This is a genomic window from Leptolyngbya iicbica LK, assembly GCF_004212215.1.
GTDB classification, from domain to species: Bacteria; Cyanobacteriota; Cyanobacteriia; order Phormidesmidales; family Phormidesmidaceae; genus Halomicronema; species Halomicronema iicbica.
On record NZ_QVFV01000005.1, the window covers coordinates 209,835 to 234,914 of the forward strand.

Consider the following 25,080-nt stretch of genomic DNA (forward strand, 5'->3'; position numbering starts at 1 on the left):
ATGTCCGACCCCGCGCCCCCGGCCACGATGTCGCCCTTCACCAGGCCAAATTCGCCGACATTGGCGCTGATGGAACCGTCGATGGTTTCCAATAACCCCGTGACATCCAGCTCAATATCCATGCCATCGGGGGAAGTGCCGCTGTGCAGATTGATGGCATCGTGAGCGATGACCTTGCCCGCGATGTACAGCTTGCCGTTCGGGCCAGTGGGACTGCCGATAGACACCACTGAACCCGCTTGCTGGGCGCTGATGGCATAGGGCAGCGAGGAGTCGATATTCCCTGTCAGGTCGGTGAAGCCGAGTAGGTCAGCATTCTGCGTTCCGGCTGATTCCAGCGCAAATTCATAGGCGCTGGTGAGCAGGAATTGCCCATCCCGCAGCTTCACATCCCAATCCAGTTCTTCCGGCGTCGCGAAGGCATCGCCAACGGTGTAGTTGGGGTCGTTGGAGGCGGCGATCGCCCAATCCGCATTCACCAAAGCCGCTTCCAAATCCGCCATCAGATCCATGACGGTGGTGTTGTCTGCCGCGTCGCTGGCGCTGAGGGTCACGGTCGCTGCCAGGTCAATATCGCCCTTCTGCACCCGCAGTTGCAGGGTCACGTCATCCGTCAGCGTACCGTCAGCAGATTGGATAAAGTCGTTGGCCTGCACTTCTTGCGTATGGGCCGGAGCGAGGATGTCCAGGCGACCCGGTGCATTCAGGTTGATCTGGCTGTTTTCTCGCCAGGTTTCTAACTGGGTGGAACCGTAGAGCACGATGCCCCGACCAGATAGGTTCATGGAGCCATCCGCCGGATCTGGCTCAACCGGATCAACACCGCCGATGAGGTCAATCTGCTTCCCGGCTCGGAGGGATTGACCGAGGCGAATCTGGTGATCGGCCTCAATCTTGATGGTGGATTCGCCGTTGAAGTGCTCAACTCGCCGACCGAGGTAGTCGCCATCGGCATCGCGCACCTGGGTAATCTCGCCACCGGGCAGCAGCAAGCCCTGAATGTCGGCATCCTGCGCTGCCTTGACGTAGATGGAACTGTCGGCCTCGTTCGTGACCAGTTCGCTCGCGCCCTGGATGTAGACCCCGGTGCCGGAGGTGTGGGCACCGCCCTCGATTTCGATGCGATCGCTGGCGAACAAATAGCCCCCCGTCTGAATCGCTTCGCCCTGGCGGTTAGTGGTGTTGCCGCCAATGAAGGCCTGACCTTCCGCATCGACGCGAATCAGTCCGGCATTCCCCGACCAATCCACGGTCTGGTTCACCAGGTTGCCGTTGGTGTCAAATTCTTGGAACAGCTTGCCGCCGGAGACCAGGGTGCCCATCATCTCCAGGTTGCTGGCGCTGTTGAGAGTGACGTTGCCGCCCGTGCCGTCGCTGCTGTAGCCGCCTGCCGTCGCGCCGCCCGCCGTGGTGACGAGGAGACCCAAGCCGCGATCGTCCGCTCCTGCCACACCGCCGTTGAGGGTGACGCCCTTAGACCCCAGTACCCCGGTATCCAGATAGAGCTGCTGTCCGGCAGTCACGGTCACGGTGGCATCGGCCCCGGCCCAGGTGACGCCGTTGCTGCCTACGTCGCCGCCCGCGATGACGGCCCCCCGCAGATCCACATCCTGGGAGCCGCTGATGTCGATTTGGCTACCCGCCTGCTTGCTGTTGATGCGAGCCGTTTCGTGGACGTAGATGCTGGAACCGTCGCTGTTGGCCCCGTTGGTGTCGGTGCCGTCTGCCGCAAAGCCGCCCTGAATGGTGATGTCGTTCTGTGCCGTGAGGAAGCCCTCGACATAGGTCCAGCCCTCGGACTGCACGTTCAGGTTGGAGTTGTTGCCGAGAACCTCGATGTTGCCGCGAATGATGATGTCGTCCTGCGCCGCCAGATTCAGCGTGGTGTCAGCGGCCAGGCTAGTCAGCGTACCCGTCATCAGGATACTGAACTGGTCTTCGCCAATCTGCTTCAGGTAATGGTCGTTGCCGTTGCTGTCTTGGGGCAACTGGTTGAAGTAGCTGTCGGCGTAGGAATTGAGGGCCGTGCCAGCGGTGAGAATCATTTCGTCGCTGGTGGTGACGGTGCCCTTAATCACCAACTCGTGTGGGGAAATGATGCGGGCATCCGCGCCGTCTCCGGTCTTGATAGCGGTGGGTTTACCGTCGATGTCCTCGAACTTGGCCCCGGCGGTGACCGCACTGCCGCTATCCATCAGGACGACCTGCCCCGCTTCCAGGCGAATCTGCCCTTCGTCATCGCGAGCGGCGACCACGGCCCCTTCCATGAGGTTGAGGACGGTGGTGGCATAGAGGTCAGCAGTGGAACCCGTGCCCTTGGCTTCGACGAGTCCGGCAATCTTGGTGCTGCCGATGGTGTCGATGTCGATCAGGCCACCCGCTTCGGTGACGACGATTTCGCTGCCGATGTCGGTGCGGAGGCTGTTCGGGCCTTCCCCGGCAAAGGTGACGAGGTTGTCGGTGCCCGTGGTGGCTTGCACATCAATGTCGATGTTGTCGGTAGCCCGCAGCCAGCCGCTGACGACCATTTGCTCATCGATCGCCATGTTCAGCGTGCCAGCGGTGATACCGGAGTCCGGCAAACCGTTGGGGTTGTGCAGATTCTGAGAGTTGATCTGCGCCAGTCGCGTCTCGATGGTCAGGGTCTCGTCCGTGGCGCGAACATCGCCCTCGACATTGACGCGATCGCTCAACAGCGTCGTCGCATTGCGGAATTCGGGCTGATAGCTTTCCGGGTGGCGAGGCTGGATAACTTTCTCAGCCATGCCGTGTTTCTTCGCTTCGGTGCCGTAGAGGATGTCGCCCAGGGTCATGACGTTGCCGCGATCGCGGCGACCAATGGTGACGGTGTCGAAGGTATCGCCGATCGCTGCCAGATCCAGGCTGGACAGATTCATGGCGTTGGCGGTGCCGTTGTTCAGGTCGTCGCGATCTTGAGCATCGGCATTTTCCGCCGCGCCGCCCAGCCGATACGTCCACACTAGTTGATTGGCTTGCAGCGTCAGGTTGCCGACACCGTTCACCTGGTTGGCCCCGGTGCGGAAGTTGATGTCGTCGGCGGTTAGCACCATGTCTGCGCCGTCCGTGCGCCCGGTGACGCTGCCGCTTTCTAGGGTCAGCAGCGCATCCTGTTGTAGCAGGGTCAGCGCCAGGTTGCCGCTGCCGTTGGCCAGGGCGTACTGGTCATTGCCGTCGAGGATCTGGTTGCGCCAGTCGTCGCTGAGATTCGTGATCCAGTCTTGCCGAGTCAGCCATTCGGGGGCGATCGCCAGGTTGGGAATCAACAGCCCCGGATTCTGGAACGCGCCTTCATCACCGTTGTTCACCAGGTTCAGGTCATCCGCTTCGGTGATGACGATGTTACCCGTGCCGTCCAGCGAGGTTGCCGCTGTCAGGGCGCCTACTTCCGTCAGCAGGGCCGCATCGGTTGCCCCAATGCCATCCTTGGCTTTCACAATCAAATGACTGTCAGTGCCGATGATGCGTGAGCCGTTGGTGTTGATGATGGAGCCATCGGGAGCCGTGAGGCGCACCCAACCCGCCCCCTGGCCGTTATCGCCGGCATCGCTGGAGACCTTCAGGTCAGCCGCCAGGTTAATGTCGGTGCCGTCGCCGTAGGTGCGCAGGTCGATGTAGCCGTTGTTCGTGGCGTTGAGCACCTGGGTCACGTCCAGATCCGTCAGGGAATCCAGCAGGATGGCGGCGGCGTTGATCTGGCTGCCCAGGTTGATGGTGGAGGCGATCGCTCGGAATTCCGTCGCCCCCGTCTGAGCGGTACTGTCGGTGGTCAGATTAACCTGACTGCCGAACTCCACAATGCCCGCCGCATCGCTAAACTGGGCCGCTTTGCCCATCACCGTCAGCCGCTCCAGACCGTCGGTGTAGTTGAAGATTTCGCGACCGTTGCGGACTTGCTGATCGTTGAGGGCGATCGCGTCCCGCATGGTCTGTTCCATGATCACCTGGTCAAAGGTGCCCGCCGTGTCATCCAGGTTGATGATGCCGTCTGCTTGGGAGCCCGTCGCTTTGCCCAGGGTGACGCGGTAGGTGTCGTCGCCGCCTACGTCGCTGATGTTCAACGTGCCAGCAGCAAAGGCGGAAATCACCACGTCGTCGTTGCCCTGGCCCAAAATCAGGTTGGTGACGCTGGTGCCCCGCGACTTCACTTCGTTGATGCCGTCGCCGACCTGCACAGTGATGCCGCCACGATTCACGGTCACACCCAATTCCTGGGTGCTCTGGGAGAAGTCGAAGGCGTTCGCCCCCTGGGTATCACCCAGGCGATCTAACCCAAAGTCGTTGCCGAAGACGTAGGTGTCGTCCCCTTCGCCGCCAGAGAGACGATCCACCCCGAGGCCGCCTTCCAGAATGTCATTACCCAGCCCCCCGGAAAGGCGATCGTCACCCGCGCCACCGCGCAACACGTCCACGCCGATGCCGCCTTCCAGTCGGTCTTCGCCCGCGCCACCATCCAATATGCTGCCGCCGGTACCCGCGATGAGAATGTCATCCCCTTCGCCACCCGTAATTTCTACCGCAATGTCCTTGAGGCGCGAGGCATCGAACAGGTCATCGCCCAGTCCGCCATCGGCCACTACCTTGGTGACCCCAGTGTATTGCTGGTAATAGCCATCAAATTCCACCCAAACGGTATCCCCTGAACCGTAGAGGTAGAACTGTTCGCCGCCGTCTTCGGTGTTATAAACTCGGTGCCCCGCGCGGCTACCACTGTTCAGGTACAGGATGCCGCCTTCGTTCGTCGCCAGCACGGGCTGCACCTTGGGCGCGTCATACCCCATCTCCAGCAGGTTGATGCGGAACAGTTCGGCATCCAGCAGGTTTACCCGCTTGATCTTCAGATCCAGATCCACAATGGCGCTGGCGACAAAGTCCACGGTGCCGTCGATGTTCACTAGATTCAGTGGGCCACCGCCTTGATAGCCCCACATGGTGGCGATTTCCGAGCCGCGAATCTTGCCATCGCTTTCCCAAATCTGGTCGATGACGTACCCCGCAGCATCCTTAACGAGAGTAGATTTCTCGATATCCTGCACATCCACGCCGATGCCCACATCGATCGCCCCTTTCAACCCCGCTGAGATGGGGGGCGCTGACAACATCCCCTTCAGCCCCAGTTCCATATCCAGGGTGAACTCCGGCTTCTCGTTGCCGTCGGCATCAAAGTCCCGCAGGAAGAAACCATCCAGCGCATAGAGGGGATTGCCCGTCGCGATCGCCTGGCGAATGCCAAAGGTGTCGTAGCCAAAGGCCAGATCCGCCGCTGCCGCAAAGCTACCGGAGGCAAACACGTCGATGGACGGCGTAATGCTGGGGGGTAGCAGCGGAATCGTCGCCAGCATCACCTCGAAGCCCTTCTCAAATTCCAGCAGGGGCATTTCGTAGGTGAACAGGGTGGCGTCGCCACCGCTGAGCAGCGATGTCCAGTTAGAGATGTCCTTGACATACTCCAGCATCTTGAAGCCTTCGCGGGCGGGCTTGCCGCCGCCCAGAGATTGCGCATCCTGGCGAGTGTTGCTGGCCATAAAGGCTTCCAACTTCACCATGTCCGCTGCCGCCGCTTCGACATTGCTGGTGTCCGCGTTCAGCTTGCCGGTACCAAAGCCCCCGATGTCGCCCAGTTCCAGCCAGCCGCCCACTTCCAGGTTGGCGACTTGTTCCACCAGCCCCAGCATTTGCTGGGCATCGTCAATGAAGCTCCAGTCAATGGGCGATCGCCCTTGCATCACCATGATCAGGTTGATGATGCCCTTCACCGTGTTGTCTTCCAGAAGCATATCGACGCCCGGAACTTCCTGCGTCAGCACGTCGATGAGCGGCTTCATCGGTTCCAGCACGCCGTTGATGCGTTCTGCAACGGGCTTCAGGAAGTCGGTGACAAAGCTGCCCAGATCCACCCGGAAGTCGGTGATGTTGATTTCCGGGGCGGTCAGACTCTCGCCCACGGCCCAATCCCAATCGATTTCCAGATCACCGCCGAGACGGGGTAAGCCTTCGGCCCCGTCCAGTTCCAGGGTCATGCCCAGATCCAGCCCGGCATCGACGCCAAACTTCACGTCAAAGATGTCGCCCATGCGTCCCGACAGTAGGCGATTTAGGGTAAGGCGGTTATTCTCATCGCCCACCAGATCCAGATCCAGCCCACCGTAGAGCCCGCTGGCGCGACCATCGGGGTTGTTGTCCGTCAGGTTGGCCTTAAAGAACAGCAGTTGGCCATCCGCGTTGAACGGGGTGGTGACATCGGGGTTTTCTGGATCACCATCCAGGAAGACATCAATGTCCACTTCCAGTTCGGGGTCAGCCCCATCCTGGGCCGCTGTCAGATAGAAGGTGTCTTGCAGGCTGATGCCAAAGCCGAAGTCGTAGCTCCAGCCCATATCCAACGCAAAGCCGCCGTCCACCTCCAGACTGAAACCGGGGACATCAATGTCCAGGGGAATGTCGATGCCGGTGCCGTAGATGTCGCCGCCCAGATCAATATTGAACTGGATCGCGTCCGCACCGCTGGGCAGGCCACCGCCGACACTCCAATCCTGGAGCCACTGGCCCGTCTGGTCGTACCAGCCCACCTGTACGTCTTCTACGGTGATCTGCTGGTCGTTGTTCAGATCGAGGATGATGCCCAGGTTGTTGGGGCCGAGGATGTTGTAGAGGGTTTCGCGAATGTACTCGATCGCTTTCCCGTCACCGCTGAGTTTTTCCCGCAGGTCGCCCAGCAGGCCGTAGCGCATTTCTCGCAGGAAGGACGCGGCTTCCGCCAGTTGATCGCCGACCAGGGGCACATCCTGGGCCAGGTTGGAATCCAGCACGTCTTGCAGACTGCCGACCGCGAGATCGACGCCATCCAGAATCAGGGATGGATCATTGATCATGGCCAGCAGGGAGAACTGACCGCCCAGTTCCTCGAACTTGCCCCGAATGTTGGGGTAAGTCATCAGCAGGGGATCGAAGTCGCCCGCATCGGGGGAGCCTGCCAAATGCTTGAACAGTTGGGCCAAGCCCTGGTCGCCGTAGACCGAGTTCGTCTTGGCGGTAATGGCATCCAGGTCAAAGCCGATGCCAAAGATGCTGAGGTTGATGGGGAGGTTGACATCGAAGCCGCCTGTGACCTTCGCGTCGATGTTCGCGCCGATAGATTCGGAATTGAAGTGGAACAGACCGTCATCCAGCACGGTGGAGCCGTCTTGCTGATCCACCGCCACCAGCACGCCCGCATAGTCGTTCGTGGCCAGTTGCCCATCGCCATCCAGCACCACGGTGCCGCCCGTGACGCCGATATCCATGGGGCCGACCTTGAAGCCCAGGTCGAGGTTTTCGCCCACCAGTTTCGCCCCAATCTGGGCGTGGGTGCCTTTGCCCGTGGCCGCGTCGTAATCCCGCAGCACGATGTCGGGGTCGCCGTCGATGAGGCTGTCCAGATCTACGCCAATGTCGAAGTTGAGTTTGGCGATCGCCTCCAGCATCAAACTGCCGCCGCCGTTCATGTCGGCCAGGGCATCAATGCCTTCCAGGGCCGCCGCGCCGATGTTGCCGGACAGTTCCTTAAAGGTGTCGAGATCCAGCGCAAAGTTGAAGTTCTCGCGGAACAGCGCGTCCCACCCCAGATGAATATCCAGGTAGTCACCGTTCAGAGACAGGGAGAAGAGTTGTTCATCGGGAGCCAGACTATTATCGTCCTGCAAACCGAGGGCGTTTTCGATCACCCCTTCCACCTCTTGCAGCACCCCAGCGGGGTTGTTGGCGGCGATTTCGAGTTGGGCTGCGAGGTCATCCAGGAAGGCGAACTGCTCCTCCAGGGATTGGTTGATGATGGGCAGGACGGAGGTATAGAAGGCGTTGTCCGCCAGAGACTCATCGAGGAAGTCAATGCCCGCGCGGATGCCGCCGATCACATCGGCAAAGCTGAGATTTTTGAGGCTGACCAGATCCGCCAGGTCGGGCAGCACGACGATCGCCCCTTCATTTTGCACCGTACCCGCCGCCAGGGCAGTGGCCAGGTCAAAGGGCTGATCGAGCGCCTGATACAGCACCTGCGCCCCGGCGTCGATTTCCATCAGGTCGGGGACGTACACCGCGATTTCGGCATGGGGGGCGATGTTGATATCCCCAAAGCCGCCGTTCACCGACAGACCGCGCAGTTTGGCCGCGGCACTACCGTCCAGTTCCACATTGAAGGCGTCGAACAGCGCCCCGTCCATCAGGTCGTTGAAGCTGAAGCGGCGATCGCCCGGAGTTTCAGCGAGGGGATCGCGATCCAGGCCAGCGCTGATGGTGGCGTTGAAGTTGATGCCGGAGCCGGTGCCCGCGCCGCCCGCCGTCAGGCCCAGGAAGCCCAGTTCGGCGGCGACTTCCAGGTCATTAACGTTGAACTGTGCCGAGCCGTTCAGCTCGACATTGTCCACATACAGATTGACGTTGTCGTTGCCGTCGGGGCCGTCGAAGTCGATGACCAGATCCATGCGGCCATTGACGCCTGCTTGCAGGGCTGCTTTCGCCTCCGTGGAGAGGGACAGTTCACCCAGATCCAGGCCAAAGTCCAGTCCGGCCTCCAGGGGATTCATCTGCTGCTGGAAGCTGAACGGCAGCACCAGTTCGTTCTTCACCGGGTCATAGGTGAGGGGGACATCAATGGGCAGGATGCCGGAATTGTTGATGGCGACGAACAGGTCTTGGTAGGTGCGTAGCAGTTCGCGGGCCTCGTGGATGACAAAGCCTTGAGCCGCGAGGTTGACATCATCGGCGCGATCGAGCACCAGATTTTGCACTGCGCTGATGGCGCTGATGGCGTAGGTCTCGCCGTTGGTAAAGGTGATGGATTGGCCCACCAGATCCGCCGCATCAATGGCATCCGTCGCCAGTTGCAGTTGCCCGTCCTTAAGGATAAATAGGCTGTTGTCCCGCAGTTCCGGCAGGGTTGCCTGACTGTGAATGATGAAGGTGGCGTCGGTCAGATTCAGATCCGCTGCGCCGTCGAGCACCAGGGTATTGCCGTCGGTGACGCTGGCGATCACGTAGGTGTCGCTACCGTTGAGGGTGATGTATTGGCCCACCAGGTCAGCGGCGAAGTCGCCCGTCGCCAGGGTGAGGGTGTCGCCGCTGACGGTGACGCCGTTGTTGAGCGCCTGGTTGATGTGCAGAATTTCGTCCGCCCCGTGGAGGTAGAAACCGCCGTCCGTAGGCAGTGCCGTCAGCGCCGTATCCAGTGTCAGCGCGTTGAAGTCGCCGATCGCCAATTCGTAGGTGTCGCCATTAGCCAGGGTGATTTCCTTCCCTTCTAAGTCGGCCAAGGTGAAGCCAGCAGCACTCAGGGCACTGTCGGGGAGGAGCAGGGTGCCGTTGGCGATCGCCCCACTCAGGTTCTTAATCAGGTCAATCTGCGGCTGATAGAAGTCAATCTTCTTCAGCACGTTGTCGTTGATGGCAGAGGCAAAGTCCAGGGCATCTCCCAGTTCCAGATCGAGGAACGGCAGGGAGGTTTGCATCACCTCGTAGTCGCGGTAATCTTCGGCCCAGGTGATCAGGTCTTGCAGCATCACCATGACGTTGCCCACGCCGAAGTTACGGAAGTTGAGCAACTGGTCAAAGTTCTCGTGGCGGAAGCTGATGCCGTCGCCCGTGAAGATATTGCCTTCCAGATAGGCTTTGGGCGTGATGCCATTGGTCAGATCTTGACCGCCCAGGGAACCGTAGAACGGCATCATCAAGTCGAGGCGATCGCTGGTGGTGGTGACATCAAACTCGCCGTTGACATAGCTCACCTGACCGCCCAGCGTCAGATCCAGGGTGGCCTTTTCCTTACCCGCTTCGTGGGAACCGATGCTCATACCCAACGGACCAAAGTAGGCCCCCAATACCAGATCATCGGCCTTGGCAGTGGCGGTGAAGTCCAAACGGTTGACATCAAAGGTGGTGGCAAAATTCGTCCAATCGAAGCCCAGTTCAAAGTCAATGCCCAGATCGACCCCGATATCGACATTCAAGTCGTCTTGGAACTCGATGCCAAAGCGCGCCGCTTCCTCCGGCAGGGCGATGCCGATGGTGGTTTCGTAGCGATTTTCCGCCCCGTAGGAGAGGGAGAAGCCCGTCTCGTCAATCACAAAGTCTAGACCGCTGGCGATCGGCAGATTCGCCATCCAGTCGGTATCCAGATAGTCGAACAGTCCCCGCAGCGTCTCGGTGGTATTGGGGTCGCTCTCGCTGATGTACTCCTGAATCGACTCGCCCATGGAGAGGTACTGGCCAATTTGCAGAATGTTCTCTAGGGTGGTGTCGGTGCCCGGAATTGCCATTGCTAACGGCGCATCGCCGATGGGCTGTCCCTGCTCGTCAAATTCCGGTACCAGGGAATCTTTCAGGTTAATGAGTTCCTGCGCCCCAAAGGCCAGAGCGTCCCGCAAATCATCCGTCAGCACCGCATCCAGATTCGAGGCGTTGAAGCGGCTGATATTTTCACTGGTGGCAAATTCCAGAGTTTGGGTCTGGTCGCCGATCGCGATCGTTTCGGAGATCTTCTGGCCCGTGGTGTTCACCTCCACCGCCAGATCGCCCGTGAAGGTCAGGCCAGCGATTTCCAGGCTAGCGGTGCCGTCCCCTTGCAGGGCGTAGGTGCCGTCGTTTTGCAACAGCAACCCCAGATTGCCGCTGTTGAGACTGCCCACCATGTCCGGCGTCAAGCTGACGTTGGCCGAGAGATTTTGCCCCGCCGCCAACAGCGAGCCGTCGGCTTGCAGCACCAGGCCAAAGTCCCCGGTGAAGGTGGTGAGTCCGGCAATGCCCAGTTCGAGTCCGGTGCCCTGAATCTGGTTGGTGCCATCGGCGACGGTGGTGGTGCCCAGAAGTTGATCCGCCCCGGTGTCGTTGTATTGAGCGGCCACGTTCCCGGTCAGAGTCAGACCGGGCAGTCCCGCTAACGCCGCCGTCCCCTGATCCACGGTGTAGGCCAGATCGACCGCGCCATCAGCTCCGTAGAGCAGGCGCACAGCAGCGGCGACATCGCTGACCCGCACACCGATATCGTCGCTGGTATCGGCAGTGCGGGCACCGCTACCGATGAAGGCAGTGGCATTACTAGACGTGACATCAATGGTTTCGAGGCCGTCCTGTTCGCCGATGGACAGGGTAAGGTCACCGCTGAGGCGGGCGTAGTCGGCCAGGGCCAGGTCAGCATTAGTGAGGGTAATATCCAGGTCGGTTTCATCGCCAATGGTGTTGATGGTCACCGCACCGCTAAACCAATCCATGCCGACAAACTGAGCAGCCGCGTTGGTGAGGCTGTAGTCAAAGGTGTCGTCCGCGTTGAGGGTGAAATCAAAACCAGCGCCGCTGAGGCTGACGCCGATGTCGTCGTCGGTCGTCTCCGTCGCCGCCCCCAGACCGAGTTGGGCACCGATATTGGTGCCGTCGAGGTTGATGGTCGACGTGGTGCCATCATTCACCACCGAGAAGTCGAGATTGCCGCTGATGCGGGCATAGTCCGTAAGTTGCAGGGCGACATTCGCCAGGGTGACATCAATCTGGTCTTGGTTGCCTGCGGCGCTGATGGCTCCGGAGAAGGCCGCTCCGTCAATGCCCTGGAGTTCGGCTTGAGCTTCGGTGAGGCTGTAGGTATAGGTGCCGTCGGGTTGTAGGGTCAGGGCAATGGTGGCGTTGCTGATGGCGAGGCCGCGATCGTCGGCAGTGTCAACCGTATCTAGGCCGAGGCCGACAAACGCGCTGGCGTTGGTGGCATCAAAGTCGATGGTGCCGTCGGCGTTCGCTTTGAAGACGAAGTCGCCGCTGAGGGTGCCCAGGTCGCCAATGGTGAGGTTCAGGTCGGTGAGGTACAGCTCGATGCCGTCTTGATCACCGATCGCCCCCACCTGGCCGGAGAAGTCCAGCAGGTCAATGCCCACCAGGCTGGCAGTAGCGCCATCAATGGTGTAGTTGTAGGTGTCGTCGGGATTCAGGGTCAGATTCAAGACCCCGTTCTCCAGCCGTGCGCCCACATCGTCAGTGTCGTCGCTGGGGGTGCCGCCATCGTCGCCGACAAAGAGGTTGATGTCTTGGGCCAGCACGTCAATGGCGCGTTGACCGTTCTCATCCAGTGCGCCGAAGGTGAGGTCAATCTGACTGCTGGCCTGCACCACCCCGCCCAGATCCAGATTGCCGATACCCGTGATTTCAGTGATGTTGCCTTCTTCAGCGGTGAAGGCCAGGTTCACGGTCTGATCTGGCCCCAGTTCCAGGGACTCGCTCACCGCCCCGCCTGTGCGATTCAGCCGCGCTTGCAGATCGCCAGTCAGGGTGACGCCGGGAATGCCGACCAGGGCAGCAGAACCGCCGACTTGCAGCGCGTAGCGATCAGAAGCCGTACCGTCCAGGGTGGGCAACACCATGGCCAAATGACCGTTGGTAAAGGAGACGCCCTGGGCATCAGTGGTGCCGTAGCCCGTGCCCATGAAAGCGGTGACATCGGTGGCTCCCAGCAGGAGCTTGGCGATCGCGCCGGGGTCAGTGCTGTCAATGGTGTGCTCGATGCCAAAGTTGCCGGACAGAGTCAGGGTATCGGCGATGTTGAGGTCGGTGTTGCCCGTGACGCGGGTGAGGTCAGCGTCGGTGTCAATCTGGAGCTGGATTTCGCCGCCCGGAGTCGTGATGAGTTCGTTGACGAGCTGCTGAGTGCGGTTGACCTCGACCTTCAGGTCGCCGTCCAGAGTGACATCGGAGAGGCCCACCAGGGCTCCAGTGCCCACGCCCATGAAGGCGAAGGTCATTTTCTCCTGCTCGGTCAGGGGCTTTTTGAAGTCGATTTCTTTGTACAGCCCCAGGCCAAAGTTGGTGTCGGTCACCTTGACGCCGATTTCATTCTCGGTGCCGTAGCCCTCACCCAGGAAGGCGTAGCCGTTGGTGATCCCCGCCAGCAGCTTGGTGGCTTCGATCTGCTCTTCGTCGTAGAGCACGGAGACATTGCGGAAGCTAACCTGGCGATTGGCCGTTTCCGTACCGTCCGTCGCCGTCGGATCGTTGGTGGAGGTGGCATCCCCAGCGGTGAGGGTGACGCTGATGCCCAGTTCGTTGGCGAGGCGATCGCTCAGGGCCACTGCCGCTGCCCGCCGCTGTTCGGCGATATCGTTCGTAGCGGTGAATTCGATCCCCGTCTTGAGGAACTGGTGGTCGCCACTGCCGCCATCAGTGGTCAGGTTGATGACGGTGCCGTCCTCCGTTGCGGCGAGTTGGAGGCGATCGCCGGTTACGTTTGCCACATAGTAGGTCGCCCCATCGATGAGGCCACCAATGGCTGAGCCAGAGGCGCGATACTGGATCGCTTCGCCCACCTGGAATTCTCCGGCGTTGGGGAGAGCGATCGTGTCCGCCTGAACATCGACCTTGATGTCATTTTCGGGGTCGAAGGGGGTGCCCGTGCGAATGAAGCGGTGACTGCCAGAGCCGTCGCGGGTCAGGTTTACAGTATTGCCCTGGTCATCCAGCAAGCGAATCCGCTGACTGTTGACCACATCCACGGTATAGGTTTCGCCCTTCTGGAGGCCGCCGATCGCCCGCTGGTTGGCGTTCAGGTCGTAGCGCACGGTTTCACCATCGCGGAAGCCGTGGGCCGAGTCGAAGTTGATGGTTTCGGCGCTAGTATCGACGCGGATGATCTCCTGCCGTCCCTGGAGCATCATTACTGGCATAAAGCGGAAGCTGGTGCTCCGATCCGTTTCGGCCACGTCGATGTAGTTGCCCAGGGCGAGGTCTTCAGCGGTTTTCGCCAGCCGGAAAGTCTTGTTGTCCAGCACCTTGACGAAGTAAGTGTTGTTCGGCAGGGGCTGATAGACGGGCGCACCGTTGTTGTAAAAGTCGGCGTTGATGCCCGTGAGGGGAGAATAGCGTTTCCCGGCTTCAATCTGGAGCGAAACCTGCTGCCCGGTGTAGAACCCGTGACTCGACCACAGGCGAATCGCATTCCCTTTCACCACGTCGAGGCCGCTGGTATAGCCGAGATGATCGCGACCGCTTTGTTCGATGAGCGAGAAGGCATGGGTGCCCGTGCCGGGACTGGTGAAGTCCAATCGGTTGCCCCGACGATCCCTCAGGCCGATTTCGCGATCGCTGATCCGCACCACGTACCAGGGATGAACCACCGTGGATGTGTGCAAACTGTCGAAAGTGCCGCCGATCGGACTGCCATCTTTGGGATAGTAGTACTGGATTTTGTCGCCATCTTGCAGATTGTGCTTGCGGTCAAAGCGAATCACATCGTTGGCGACATCAATGGTGGTGCCCCACTCGTTGTAGGCATCGAAGGTGAGTACCGGGAGCAGGCGGTGGTCGCCCTGGCTGTCGCTGGTGACATTGACGACAGTGCTGCCGCTGAGATGGCGCAGGCGCACGGTATCGGCGTCGATGACTTCCACGGTGTACTGGGTGCCGTCCTTCAGGCCACCGACGGGAGCGTTGCTACCCGCTTCGTACTGCACCCGGCTCATATTGGTGAGGCCGTGGGGCTGACTGTAGTGGATGTAGTCGCGATCGACATCCACCGCGAGCTTGTTCTTCGCAGCAAAGCTTTCCACTTGCCGCAACTGGTGATTGCCCGTGCCGTCGCTGGTCAGATCGATGATGTCGCCGGTCGCCAGATCCCGCAGTTGCAGGCGCAGATCGTTGATAATCTCGACTTCGTACTGGCTACCAGAAGTAAGCCCGCCGATCGCGGTTTCGCCAGCCGCGACTGTGTATTCCACGATTTGCCCATCCACCAGACCGTGGGGCTGCTCCAGGGTGAGCCAGTCGCGATCGATATCGACAAAGTCTTCGTTAAAGGCCCAACCATCGACCGTGGCGCTGATGGCCTTGACTTCGGAATTTTCGGCTTCCAGTCGCTCTTTCTCTGCCAGCAGGTCATCCCGCAGGGCTTGATACAGATCGTCGGTGATAGTGGTGGCGTACTGATCCAGCGTCAGCGCGTCCACCGTCGGCGTTGAAGTGAGGTCCAGGTCTCCCGGCGTTTTCTCCAGGAACCACTCTGCCGAGAACTCACCGCCAAAGGCCACGGCATCCGCCGCATTGCCGTAGACGGTGCCCTCCACCCGCATCTGGTTGGCCTGCTCTTCTGTAAAGAGCACCTGCACCGAGTCGTCCAGACCCACTTGAATGATTTCGTCAACTGCCCCGCCCGTCTCGTTGAGGCGGACTGCCAGGGTGCCGTCCAGGCTCAGGTCATCCACCCCGACGATGGAGGCCGCGCCACTGGCAATCATGGCGTAGGTGCTGTCGCTGGTGCCAGTGGACAGATCGCTCGTGCCGTAGACCACCAGGCCTAATTTGCCATCGCTGATTTGAATGCCGGAAGCGCTATCAGTGCCGCCTTCTGCACCGACGAAGGTTTGCGCGTTATCCAAACCGATGAGGAGTTTCGTCGCGGTTAGGTTGCCATCCACGGTGACCGTCTTCTGCACGCCGAACTGTCCGGAAGATTGCACTACGCCGCCAAAGTCTAGGGTGGCGGCTCCGGCGACTTGCGTCACTTCGCTGCCATCGGCAAAGGCGATCGTCACTTCGCCCGTGGGGGTGACAAAGGTACTGTTGACCGCCTCGCCCATGCGGTTCAGGGCAATGTCCAGTTCTCCACTCAGGCCCAACCCGTCGATGCCGATGAGTCCGGCGCTGCCCGTGCCCTGCAAAGCGTACTGGCCAGACGCCGTGTCGAGAATCAGCCCCAGAGTGGTGTCGCCCAATTCCACCCCAATGGCATTCGCCGTTCCCGCACCGCTGCCCACAAAGGCGCTGGCTTCATGCAGCGCCAACTGGAGTTGGGTTCCCTCAGCGGTGTCTACTTTGTTCAAGTAAAGGCCACCATCAACGGTGACAAAGCCCCCGGCATCCACCGTCACCAGCCCCCCGGTGATATGGGTGACATCGTCCCCGGTGGCGAACTGCACGATCCTGTCGTCGCCCGGTAGGGCAATGGTTTCATTCACCGCCTGACCGCTGCGATTGATGGCCAGATCCACGGCTCCCGCTAACGTGACGCCGTTGAAGCCCACCAATGCCGCCTGGCCCGACCCTTCCACGGCATAGCCGCCATCAGCGGTGTACAGCACCAGCCCCAGATCCACATCGCTGACCTGGACGCCGGGTTCGTTAGCTCCGACAAAGGCCCTGGCATCCCGTGCGCCAAGCCTGAGGCTATCAGCCGTTTTCTCGATACCAAACTCACCGGAGAGTTCCGCAAACCCGGCCACGCCCAGATTCAGAGTGCCGACCAGTTGCTCTAGGTTGGCCTCGGCGGCGCTGAAGTTGAGGTTCAGGTCGCCGTCGGGGGTCGCGATAGTGCGATCAATCGCGGTGCCCAAACGGTTGATATCCAGATCCAACGAGCCGGACAGGTCAATGCCGCTCACCCCCTGCAATCCCGCCGCGCCGCTGGCTTGCAGCGCATACTGGGCCGGATTCGCGCCGTCTTGTTCCACATACAGCGCTAGTTGACCGTCATTGAGGGTGAAGCCCGTATCGGCATTCCCGATTAGGGCGTTCAGGTTCTTCGCCCCGATCAGCAGTTGGCTCTGCTGCGTTCCACCAGACTCGACGATCGCTTGCTCAATGGCAAACGCACCGCTCAATTCGCCGATGCCGTCGATGCCCAGGGTCGCGGCTCCGGTGATGTGGGGGAGAGCGATCGCATCCGCTAAATCCAGATTCAGGGTGGTGCCATCAGCGAGGATAAGGCTCTCTTGCACCGCTCCACCCGTCGCATTCAGCGCCAGTTCCAGTTCCCCGGCTAGAGTCAGATCCGACAGGCCCAACAACGCCGCCGATCCCTTCGCGCTAAAGGCATAGGTGGGGTCAGCAGCGTCTTGGTCGTAGAGTGCCAGGGCCAGACTGGCGTCACTGAGTTCTACCCCCAGTGCATCCGCCGTCCCGTAGCCCGTTCCCAGAAAAGCGTTAATGCCCGCTGCCCCCAGCTTCAGGGTTTCGGCATCGCGACTGAATCGGAGGCCACTGCCAGACAGCAGCGCATTATCCCCAGCCGTGAGGCTAAAGTTGCCCAGGTCAACGGTGGTGCCCAAAGCGTCGCCGCTGGCACTGATGGTGGTTCCCGACAGATCCAGATCGCCCAGACCAAAGAGCGCGGCACTATCCGCACTGAAGCCGTAGCTGTAGGAGCGATCGGCCTTCAGGCTCACAGCCAGGTCAGCATTGACGATGGACAGCCCCAGGTCATCTTCCACCACCTCTGTATCCGCCCCGCTGCCTACAAAGGCACTCAGATCCTCGGCATCCAGGTCAACAACTTGTCCATCTGCTGTCTGCTGGCTGGTGAAGGTCATCTGGTCGCCACTGAAGCGGGCACTATCCCCCACCTCCACGGTGACTCCCGTCAGGGTGACGGTGCCGCTCGTGTTGTTCCCGCTGGCGCTGACATCATCCGAAGCAATAATCAGGCCATCCACCCCGACCACAGCCACGCTGCCCTGAGCAATGGTGTAGCTGTAGGCCGTGTCTTCCAGGGCCAGTTCCAGCGTTGCCCCCGCAATCAAGAGGCCCGCGTCGTCAGCGGTATCCGCCGTCGCGGTGCCGTGTCCCAGGAACACATCCAGCCCCTGTCCCCCCAGCGTCAGGTCAAGGCCGTTGGCATCTTTCACGATGTTCAGGTTCAGCAAGCCGCTCACCTGACCAAAGTCACCCAGCGTGAAATCGCTCACGTCAAAGGTGAGTTGCTGCCTACCTTCAATGGTGGCAAAATCCCAATCCTGATTCAGCAGGGTTTCAATAGAGTTACCGATGCTGGTTAGCGCCGGGGGCAGGTTCTTCAGTACCAGGGCGCTAGTATCCAGCTTGTCAAAGTCGTAGCTGTAGCTGCCGTCACCGTTCAGTGTCAGGGCAAAGCCGACATTTTCCAGAGCGATGCCCATGTCGGTGCTCGGGTCGTTGCCATTGCCCAAGAACAGGCTGATGCCTTCACTGCTCACCCGCAGGTCAAAGCCGTCATCGGTCTTGAGCACATCAAAGTTGAGAGGCCCGCTAACCTGTCCAAAATCACCCAGGTCAAAGTTTGTAACGTTAAAGCTGAGCCGCTGACCATCAGGAATACCGGGAATCTCAGCAAAGTCCCAATCGCCATTGAGCAGACTTTCAACTGAGGTTTGCAATCCGCTCAGTTCCGGCGGAATGTTCTTCAGCAGCAGTTCTGTGGTGGGGAGTTTGGCGAAGTCGTAGCTGAAGGTACCGTCGCTGAGCAGGCCCAACGACACGGCGATGTCGTTGAGTTGCACGCCCATATCGGTGAGCGGGTCGGTGCCATCCCCCAGGAACAGGTCGATGTCGGGACTGGAGAGGTTGAGGTCAAAGCCGTCTGCTGCTTTGAGAATATCCAGGTTGAGGGTGCCGCTGACGCTACCGAGGTCGCCTAACTCAAAGTCGGTGACGGTGAAGCTGAGACGTTGACCGTCAGGAATTTCGGGAATCTCAGCAAAGTCCCAATTACCATTCAATAGAGTTTCGAGCGAGCTTTGGATGGTGTTGAATTCAGCGGGCAGATTCTTCAGCAGCAGTTCGGTGGTGGGCAGTTTGCTGAAGTCGTAACTGAAACTGCCGTCGCTGAGCAGTCCTAGGGACACCGCGATGTCGTTGAGTTGCACGCCCATGTCGGTGAGTGGGTCGGTGCCGTCACCCAGGAACAGGTCGATGTCAGGACTAGAGAGGTTCAGGTCAAAGCCGTCTGCTGCTTTGAGGATGTCGAGATTGAGGGTGCCGCTGACACTACCGAGGTCGCCTAACGCAAAATCGGTGACTGTGAAGCTCAACCGTTGCGCATCGGGAATACCGGGAATCTCAGCAAAGTCCCAATCGCCATTGAGGAGCGTTTCCAGCGAGCTTTGACTCGTACTAAACTCAGTGGGCAAGTTCTTCAGCAGTAGTTCAGTGGTATCGAGCTTGGCGAAGTCGTAGCTGAAGGTACCGTCGCTCAAGAGTCCCAGGGACACGGCGATGTCGTTGAGCTGCACACCCATATCGGTGAGTGGATCAGTGCCGTCACCGAGGAATAGATCGATGTCGGGACTGGAGAGATTCAGGTCGAAGCCACCATCCGCAGCCGCCAAAATGTCCAGGTTGAGGGTACCACTGACGCTACCCAGGTCGCCTAACGCAAAATCGGTGACTGTGAAGCTCAACCGTTGCGCATCGGGAATACCGGGAATCTCAGCAAAGTCCCAATCGCCATTGAGGNNNCGGCGATGTCGTTGAGCTGCACACCCATATCGGTGAGTGGATCAGTGCCGTCACCGAGGAATAGATCGATGTCGGGACTGGAGAGATTCAGGTCAAAGCCATCGGCAGCTTTGAGGATGTCGAGGTTGAGAGTGCCGCTGACACTGCCGAGGTCGCCTAACGCGAAATCAGTGACGGTGAAGCTCAACCGTTGCGCATCCGGAATGCCCGGTACTTCCGCGAAGTCCCAATCGCCGTTGAGTAGGGTTTCCAAGGAGCTTTGAATGGTGCTGAATTCAGCCGGGAGGTTTTTCAGCAGCAGTTCGGTGCTGGGGAGTTTGGCGAAGTCGTAGCTGAAGGTGCCGTCGCTGAGCAGGCCCAAGGACACCGCGATGTCGTTGAGCTGGATGCCCATATCGGTGAGTGGATCAGTGCCGTCACCGAGGAATAGATCGATGTCGGGGCTGGACAGATTCAGGTCAAAGCCATCGGCGGCTTTGAGGATGTCGAGGTTGAGAGTGCCGCTGACGCTGCCGAGGTCGCCTAACGCGAAGTCGGTGACGGTGAAGCTCAATCGTTGGGCATCGGGCACATCGGGAATATCGATGAAGTCCCAATCACCGTTGAGCAGCGTTTCCAGAGAGCTTTGAATCGTGCTGAACTCAGCCGGGAGGTTCTTCAGCAGTAGTTCCGTGGTATCGAGCTTGTCGAAGTCGTAGCTGAAGGTGCCGTCGCTTTGTAAGCCGAGGTTGAGAGCAATGTCGTTGAGCTGCACACCCATGTCGGTGAGCGGGTTGGTGCCGTTGCCGAGGAACAGGTCAATCGCATCACTAGACAAATTCAGGTCAAAGCCATCGACACTCTGGATGATGTCGAGATTGAGGCCACCGCTGACGGTGCCGAAGTCGCCCAGGGCAAAATCGGTGACATTGAAGGTGAGGCGCTGGGCGTTGGGGAGGTCGGGGATGGCGACGAAATCCCAATCCTGGCTGAAGAGGGTCTCGATTGCCGTGGCGATGCTGCTCAATTCGGCGGGCAGGTTCTTGAGGGCGATCGCGGTCGTCGCCAACTTGTCGAAGTCGTAGCTGAAGGTGCCGTCGCTCTGGAGGCCGAGGGTGAAGCCAATATCCGTCAGTTGCACACCCATATCCGTAGCCGGATCGGTGCCGTCGCCGAGGAATAAGCTAATGCCATCGCTGGAGAGATTCAGGTCAAAGCCGTTGGCATCCTTGAGAATATCGAGGTTGAGGGTGCCGCTGACGGTACCGAAGTCACCCAGGGCAAAGTCAGTGACGTTGAAGCTCAGGCGTTGTCCACCTTCGATGGTGGCGAAATCCCAATCCTGATTGAGTAGAGTTTCGATGGAGGTGCCGATGCTGGTCAGCCCGTCCGGCAGATTCTTCAGCAGCAGAGCGGTATTGGTGACCTTGCTGAAGTCGTAGTCGTAGGTGCCGTCGGGGAGGACATCTAGGGAGAAGTCGATGTTTTCGAGCAGTACGCCCAGATCCACTGTGGGGTCTGCGCCTGCGCCGATGAAGGTGGTGATGTTCGTGGCGTCGATCGCCAGTTGATTTTCCAGAACGCCGTTGATATCGACGGTCTCGGTGACGACCTCAAAGCCGCCGCTGATTTCTGTGAAATCCAGCATGCCCAGGGTGGCGCTGCCCGTGATGCGGGTCAGGTTAGCCGGGTCGTCGATATTCAGATCAATCTGACCGCCGGGGGTAATGATGGTTTCCTGCACTGTTTCCCCAGTGCTGTTGGATTCCACCCGCAGTGTGCCATCGAGGGTGATGCCAGGTAGCCCCACCACCGAACCGTCGCCGTCGCCCATCAGGGCATAGGTCATATTGGTCTGTTCTTCTGGCGGCTTCGTGAAGTCGATCGCCTTATACAGCGCCAACCCAATGTCAGTGTTCTCCACCTTCACCCCAGTTTCGTCGGGGGTATCGAGCCCCGTCCCCATGAAGGCGTAGCCGTTGGTGATGCCCGCCAGCAGTCGGGTTTTCTCGATCTGCTGCTCGTCGTAGAGCACGGAGACCTCGCGGAAGCTGACCTTGCGGTTGGCGGTTTCGGTGCCGTCCGTCGCGGTGGGGTCGTTAGTGGAGGTGGCATCGCCCTCAATCAGGGTGACGCTGACGCCCAGTTCATTGGAGAGGCGATCGCTGAGGGCGACAGCCGCCGCTCGGCGTTGGTCGGCGATGTCATTAGTGGCGTTGAATTCCAGGCTGGCGCGGACAAACTGGTGGTCGCCAGTGCCCCCGGCAGCGGTCAGGTCGATGACTGCGCCCCCGGCAGTGGTGGCCAATTGCAGGCGATCGCCGTCCAGGCTAGCGACGTAGTAGGTGGTGCCGTCGGTGAGACCGCCGATCGCTTGCCCCCCAGCGGCTTCGTAGCGGATGGCTTCGCCCACTTCAAACGCGATCGCCTCCGGCAAAATAATCGTGTCGGTATCGACCTCGACCCGGATATCGTTGGTGGGCACCACCGTTGCCCCCGTGCTCAGGAAGCGATGATTACCGGTGCCGTCGCTGGTCAGGTTGATGGCACTGCCACTAGCCGTATTAGACAGGCGAACCTGGCGATCGTTGAGCACCTGCACATAGTAGGTTTGATTGTCCTTTAAACCGCCAATCGCCCGTTGATTGGCACTCACGTCATAGCGCACGGCCTCCCCATCAGTAAAACCATGATCCGCCTCAAAGTTGATCAGGTCATTCGCAGTATCTACCCGGATAATTTCCTCACTACCCCGCAGCATTGCCACAGGCATGAAACGAAAACTGGTACTCCGTCCCGTTTCGGCCACGTTAATATAGTTGCCTTGGGCCAGGTCTTCAGCGGTTTTTGCCAGCCGGAAGGTCTTGCTATTCAGCACCTTGACGAAATAGGTATTGTTCGCCGTGGGACGATAAACCGGAGCACCGTTGTTGTAAAAATCGGCAGTAATGCCAGAGAGGGGGGAATAGCGCTTACCTGCCCCAATTTGTAAGGACACCTGTTGGCCAGTGCGGAAGCCGTGATTTGACCACAGTTGAATAGCATTGCCTTTGACCACATTCAGCCCGCTGTCATAGCTGAGATGGCTACGACCGCTTTGTTCAATCAGCGAGAAGGTATGAGTCCCCGTGCCAGGGCTTGTGAGGTTAATCCGTTCGGCATAGGTGGGACTGTAACGGTCTTTAGAAAGGGCAATGGACCGATCATCAATCTTGACCACATAGTAGGCAGTGACCACATCGTAGTGATGCAAGGCATCTAGGGTGCCACCGATAGGGCTACCATCCACCGGCTCGTAATACTGAATTTTGTCGCCCGTTTGGAGGTAATGAGGCGTATTGAACTGGATGATGTCACGACTCACGTCAATCGTGCTACCCAGTTCATTCTCCGCCGAAAACGTTAACACAGGGCGAAGGGTATGTTCTCCATCGCTGTCGCTGGTGAGATCGACAATGGCGCTGCCGCTCAGATGGCGCAGGCGCACGGTGTTCGCGTCGATGACTTCGACGGTGTATTGCCGATCATCCCGCAGGCCCCCGATCGCTCGGTTGCCCCCCGTGTCATACTGCACCCGGCTCATGTTGGTGAGGCCGTGGGGCTGGCTGAAGTGGATCAGATTTTGCTCCAGATCCACCGCAAACTGATTGGTGGCGGCAAACTCATGCACCGCGTTGAGCTGATGCAGGCCCGTGCCATCGTCCGTCAAGTCAATGACCTGGCCCGTGCTGCGATCGACCAGTTGCAGGCGCGTGTCGCTCAGTACCGTAACTTCGTACTGTTGGCCCGGCGTCAGGCCCCCGATCGCCGTTTCGCCATCGGCCACGGTGTATTCCACCACCTGTCCATTCGTGAACCCGTGGGGCTGCTCAAAGGTGAGCCAGTCGCGATCGCGATCGACAAAATCTTCATTAAAGGCCCAGCCATCCACCGTCGCAGTGATGCCCTTCACCTCTGACTGTTCCCCTTCCAGGCGAGCTTTCTCGGCGGCGAGCTGGTCGCGCAGGGATTGATACAGATCGGCCCCAATAGTCGTGTCGTACTGAGCCAGGGTCAGGTCATCCACCGTCGGCGTCGAGGTGAGGTCCAGGGCACCCGGCACCTGATCCAGGAACCACTCCAGGGAGAACTCGCCGCCCATCGCCAGGGTATCGGCAGCCGTCCCGTCAACAGTGCCCTCCACCCGCATTTGGTTGGCCTGTGCTTCGGTGAACCGCACCTGAAGCGAGTCAGTCAGCCCCACCGGAATGGTTTCGTCAACCGCGCCGCCCGTCTCATTGATGCGGAGGGCCAGAGTGCCGTCCAGGGCCAAATCTTCCACGCCAATCAGCGCCCCCGCGCCGCTGCTGGTGAGGGCATAGCTGCCGTCATCGCCGTAGATCACCAGGCCCAGATCGGCGTTCGTGATCTGCACCCCAGCGGCGACATCCGTCCCCCCTTCAGACCCGATGAAGGTGGTGGCATTGTCCAGGCCGATCAGCAGTTTGGTGCCGTCTGCCGTCACGGTCTGCTGCATGCCAAACTGGCCGGAGGACTGCACCACACCACCAAAGTCCAGGGTGGCGTCGCCGGTAATTTGGGTGAACTCGCTGCCGTCGGCAAACTCCACCAGAATCTCGCCCGTGGGCGTCACCAGGGTTTCGTTCACCGCTGCGCCCATGCGGTTGATGGCGACATCGAGATTGCCGCTGAGACCCACCTCATTGACGCCGAGCAGGGCACCGCTCCCCGTCCCTTTGAGGGCAAAGCCCTGGGTGGTTTCGCTAGTGACGGCGTTCGTACTCTGCGTCCAAACCAAGCCCAATTTACCGTCGCTGAGTTCCACGCCAACCGCAGCGGCTGTACCATAACCGCTGCCCATAAAGGCGGTGGCCTCGGTGAAGGCGAACAGCAAGTCGGTGTCGGTAACATCGCCGTTGGTGCTGACCTGCTGATCGACGGTCAACCCGCCGTCAATACTCAAAAGGCCGCCCACATCGACGGTGGCGGCTCCGCTGACCTGGGTGATATCAGCCCCCGTATCAAACTGAACGGTGCGATCGCCGCCCGGTAGCGGAATGGTTTCATTCACCGCCTGCCCGGTGCGGTTGATGGCGAGATCCACCTCGCCGCTGAGGGTGAGGTCGTCCACGTTGACCAAACCGGCTGCACCGCTACCCTCCAGGGCGTACCCAGCGCCAGGATCGGTGTAGAGCACCAGGCCCAAATCCAGATCGTCGATCTGCAAGCCACTGCCGTTGGCCCCAATGAAGGCGCTGGCGTCGCGACTGCCCAGCTTCAAGCTGTCAGCAGTTTTATCAATGCCAAAGTCGCCACTGATTTCGGCAAAACCCGCAACGCCCAAGTCCAAGCTGGCTTCGATTTCGGTGAGGTTGGCTTCGGCTTCGCTGTAGCTGAGGGTGACCTCCTGATTGGGGGTGGCAATGGTCTCATTCACTGCCCGTCCCAGCCGATTGAGTTCCAAATCAATAGAACCAGCGACCGTCACATCATCCACCCCGACAATGCCCGCCGACCCACTGGCGCGGAGAGCGTAAGTCGCCGGATCGCTGCCAGCTTGTTCGGCGTACAGAGCCAGTTCCCCATCGTTAAGGGTCAGCCCCACGGCGTCGGCAGTGCCGCCATTTTCCCCGATGAAGGCGTTGACGCCCGTCGCGCCAATGCGGAGTTGACTCTCCGGTTGGCCGTTAGTCACGACCGATTCCTGCGCGATCGCAAATTCCCCATTCAGACTAGTAAGTCCGGCTATGTCCAGATCCGCTGTGCCAGCGATGCGGGGCAGTTCCACCCCGTCGGTAAAGCTGAGGTCGAGAGTGGAACCGTTGGCGAGGGCGATCGCTTCACTCACCGCGCCGCCCGTACCATTGACGGCCA

At 59.9% G+C, this 25,080-nt stretch carries 2 protein-coding genes (both running past the window's edge); both read right to left on the reverse strand.

The features are described 5' to 3' along the window. On the reverse strand, positions 1-19,169 hold the 5' portion of the coding sequence (locus DYY88_RS18305) for a hypothetical protein (RefSeq protein ID WP_130199508.1). Its footprint begins 13,504 nt before the window's first position; 19,169 of the gene's 32,673 nt are visible here — the first part of the coding sequence; it begins with the start codon at positions 19,167-19,169; its stop codon lies beyond the left edge, outside the window. After that, on the reverse strand, positions 19,166-25,080 hold the 3' portion of the coding sequence (locus DYY88_RS18310) for a DUF4347 domain-containing protein (RefSeq protein WP_130199509.1). 2,155 nt of this gene lie beyond the right edge of the window; 5,915 of the gene's 8,070 nt are visible here — the last part of the coding sequence; the start codon falls outside the window, past its right edge; it ends in the stop codon at positions 19,166-19,168. Before DYY88_RS18310 ends, DYY88_RS18305 begins: the two co-directional genes overlap by 4 nt.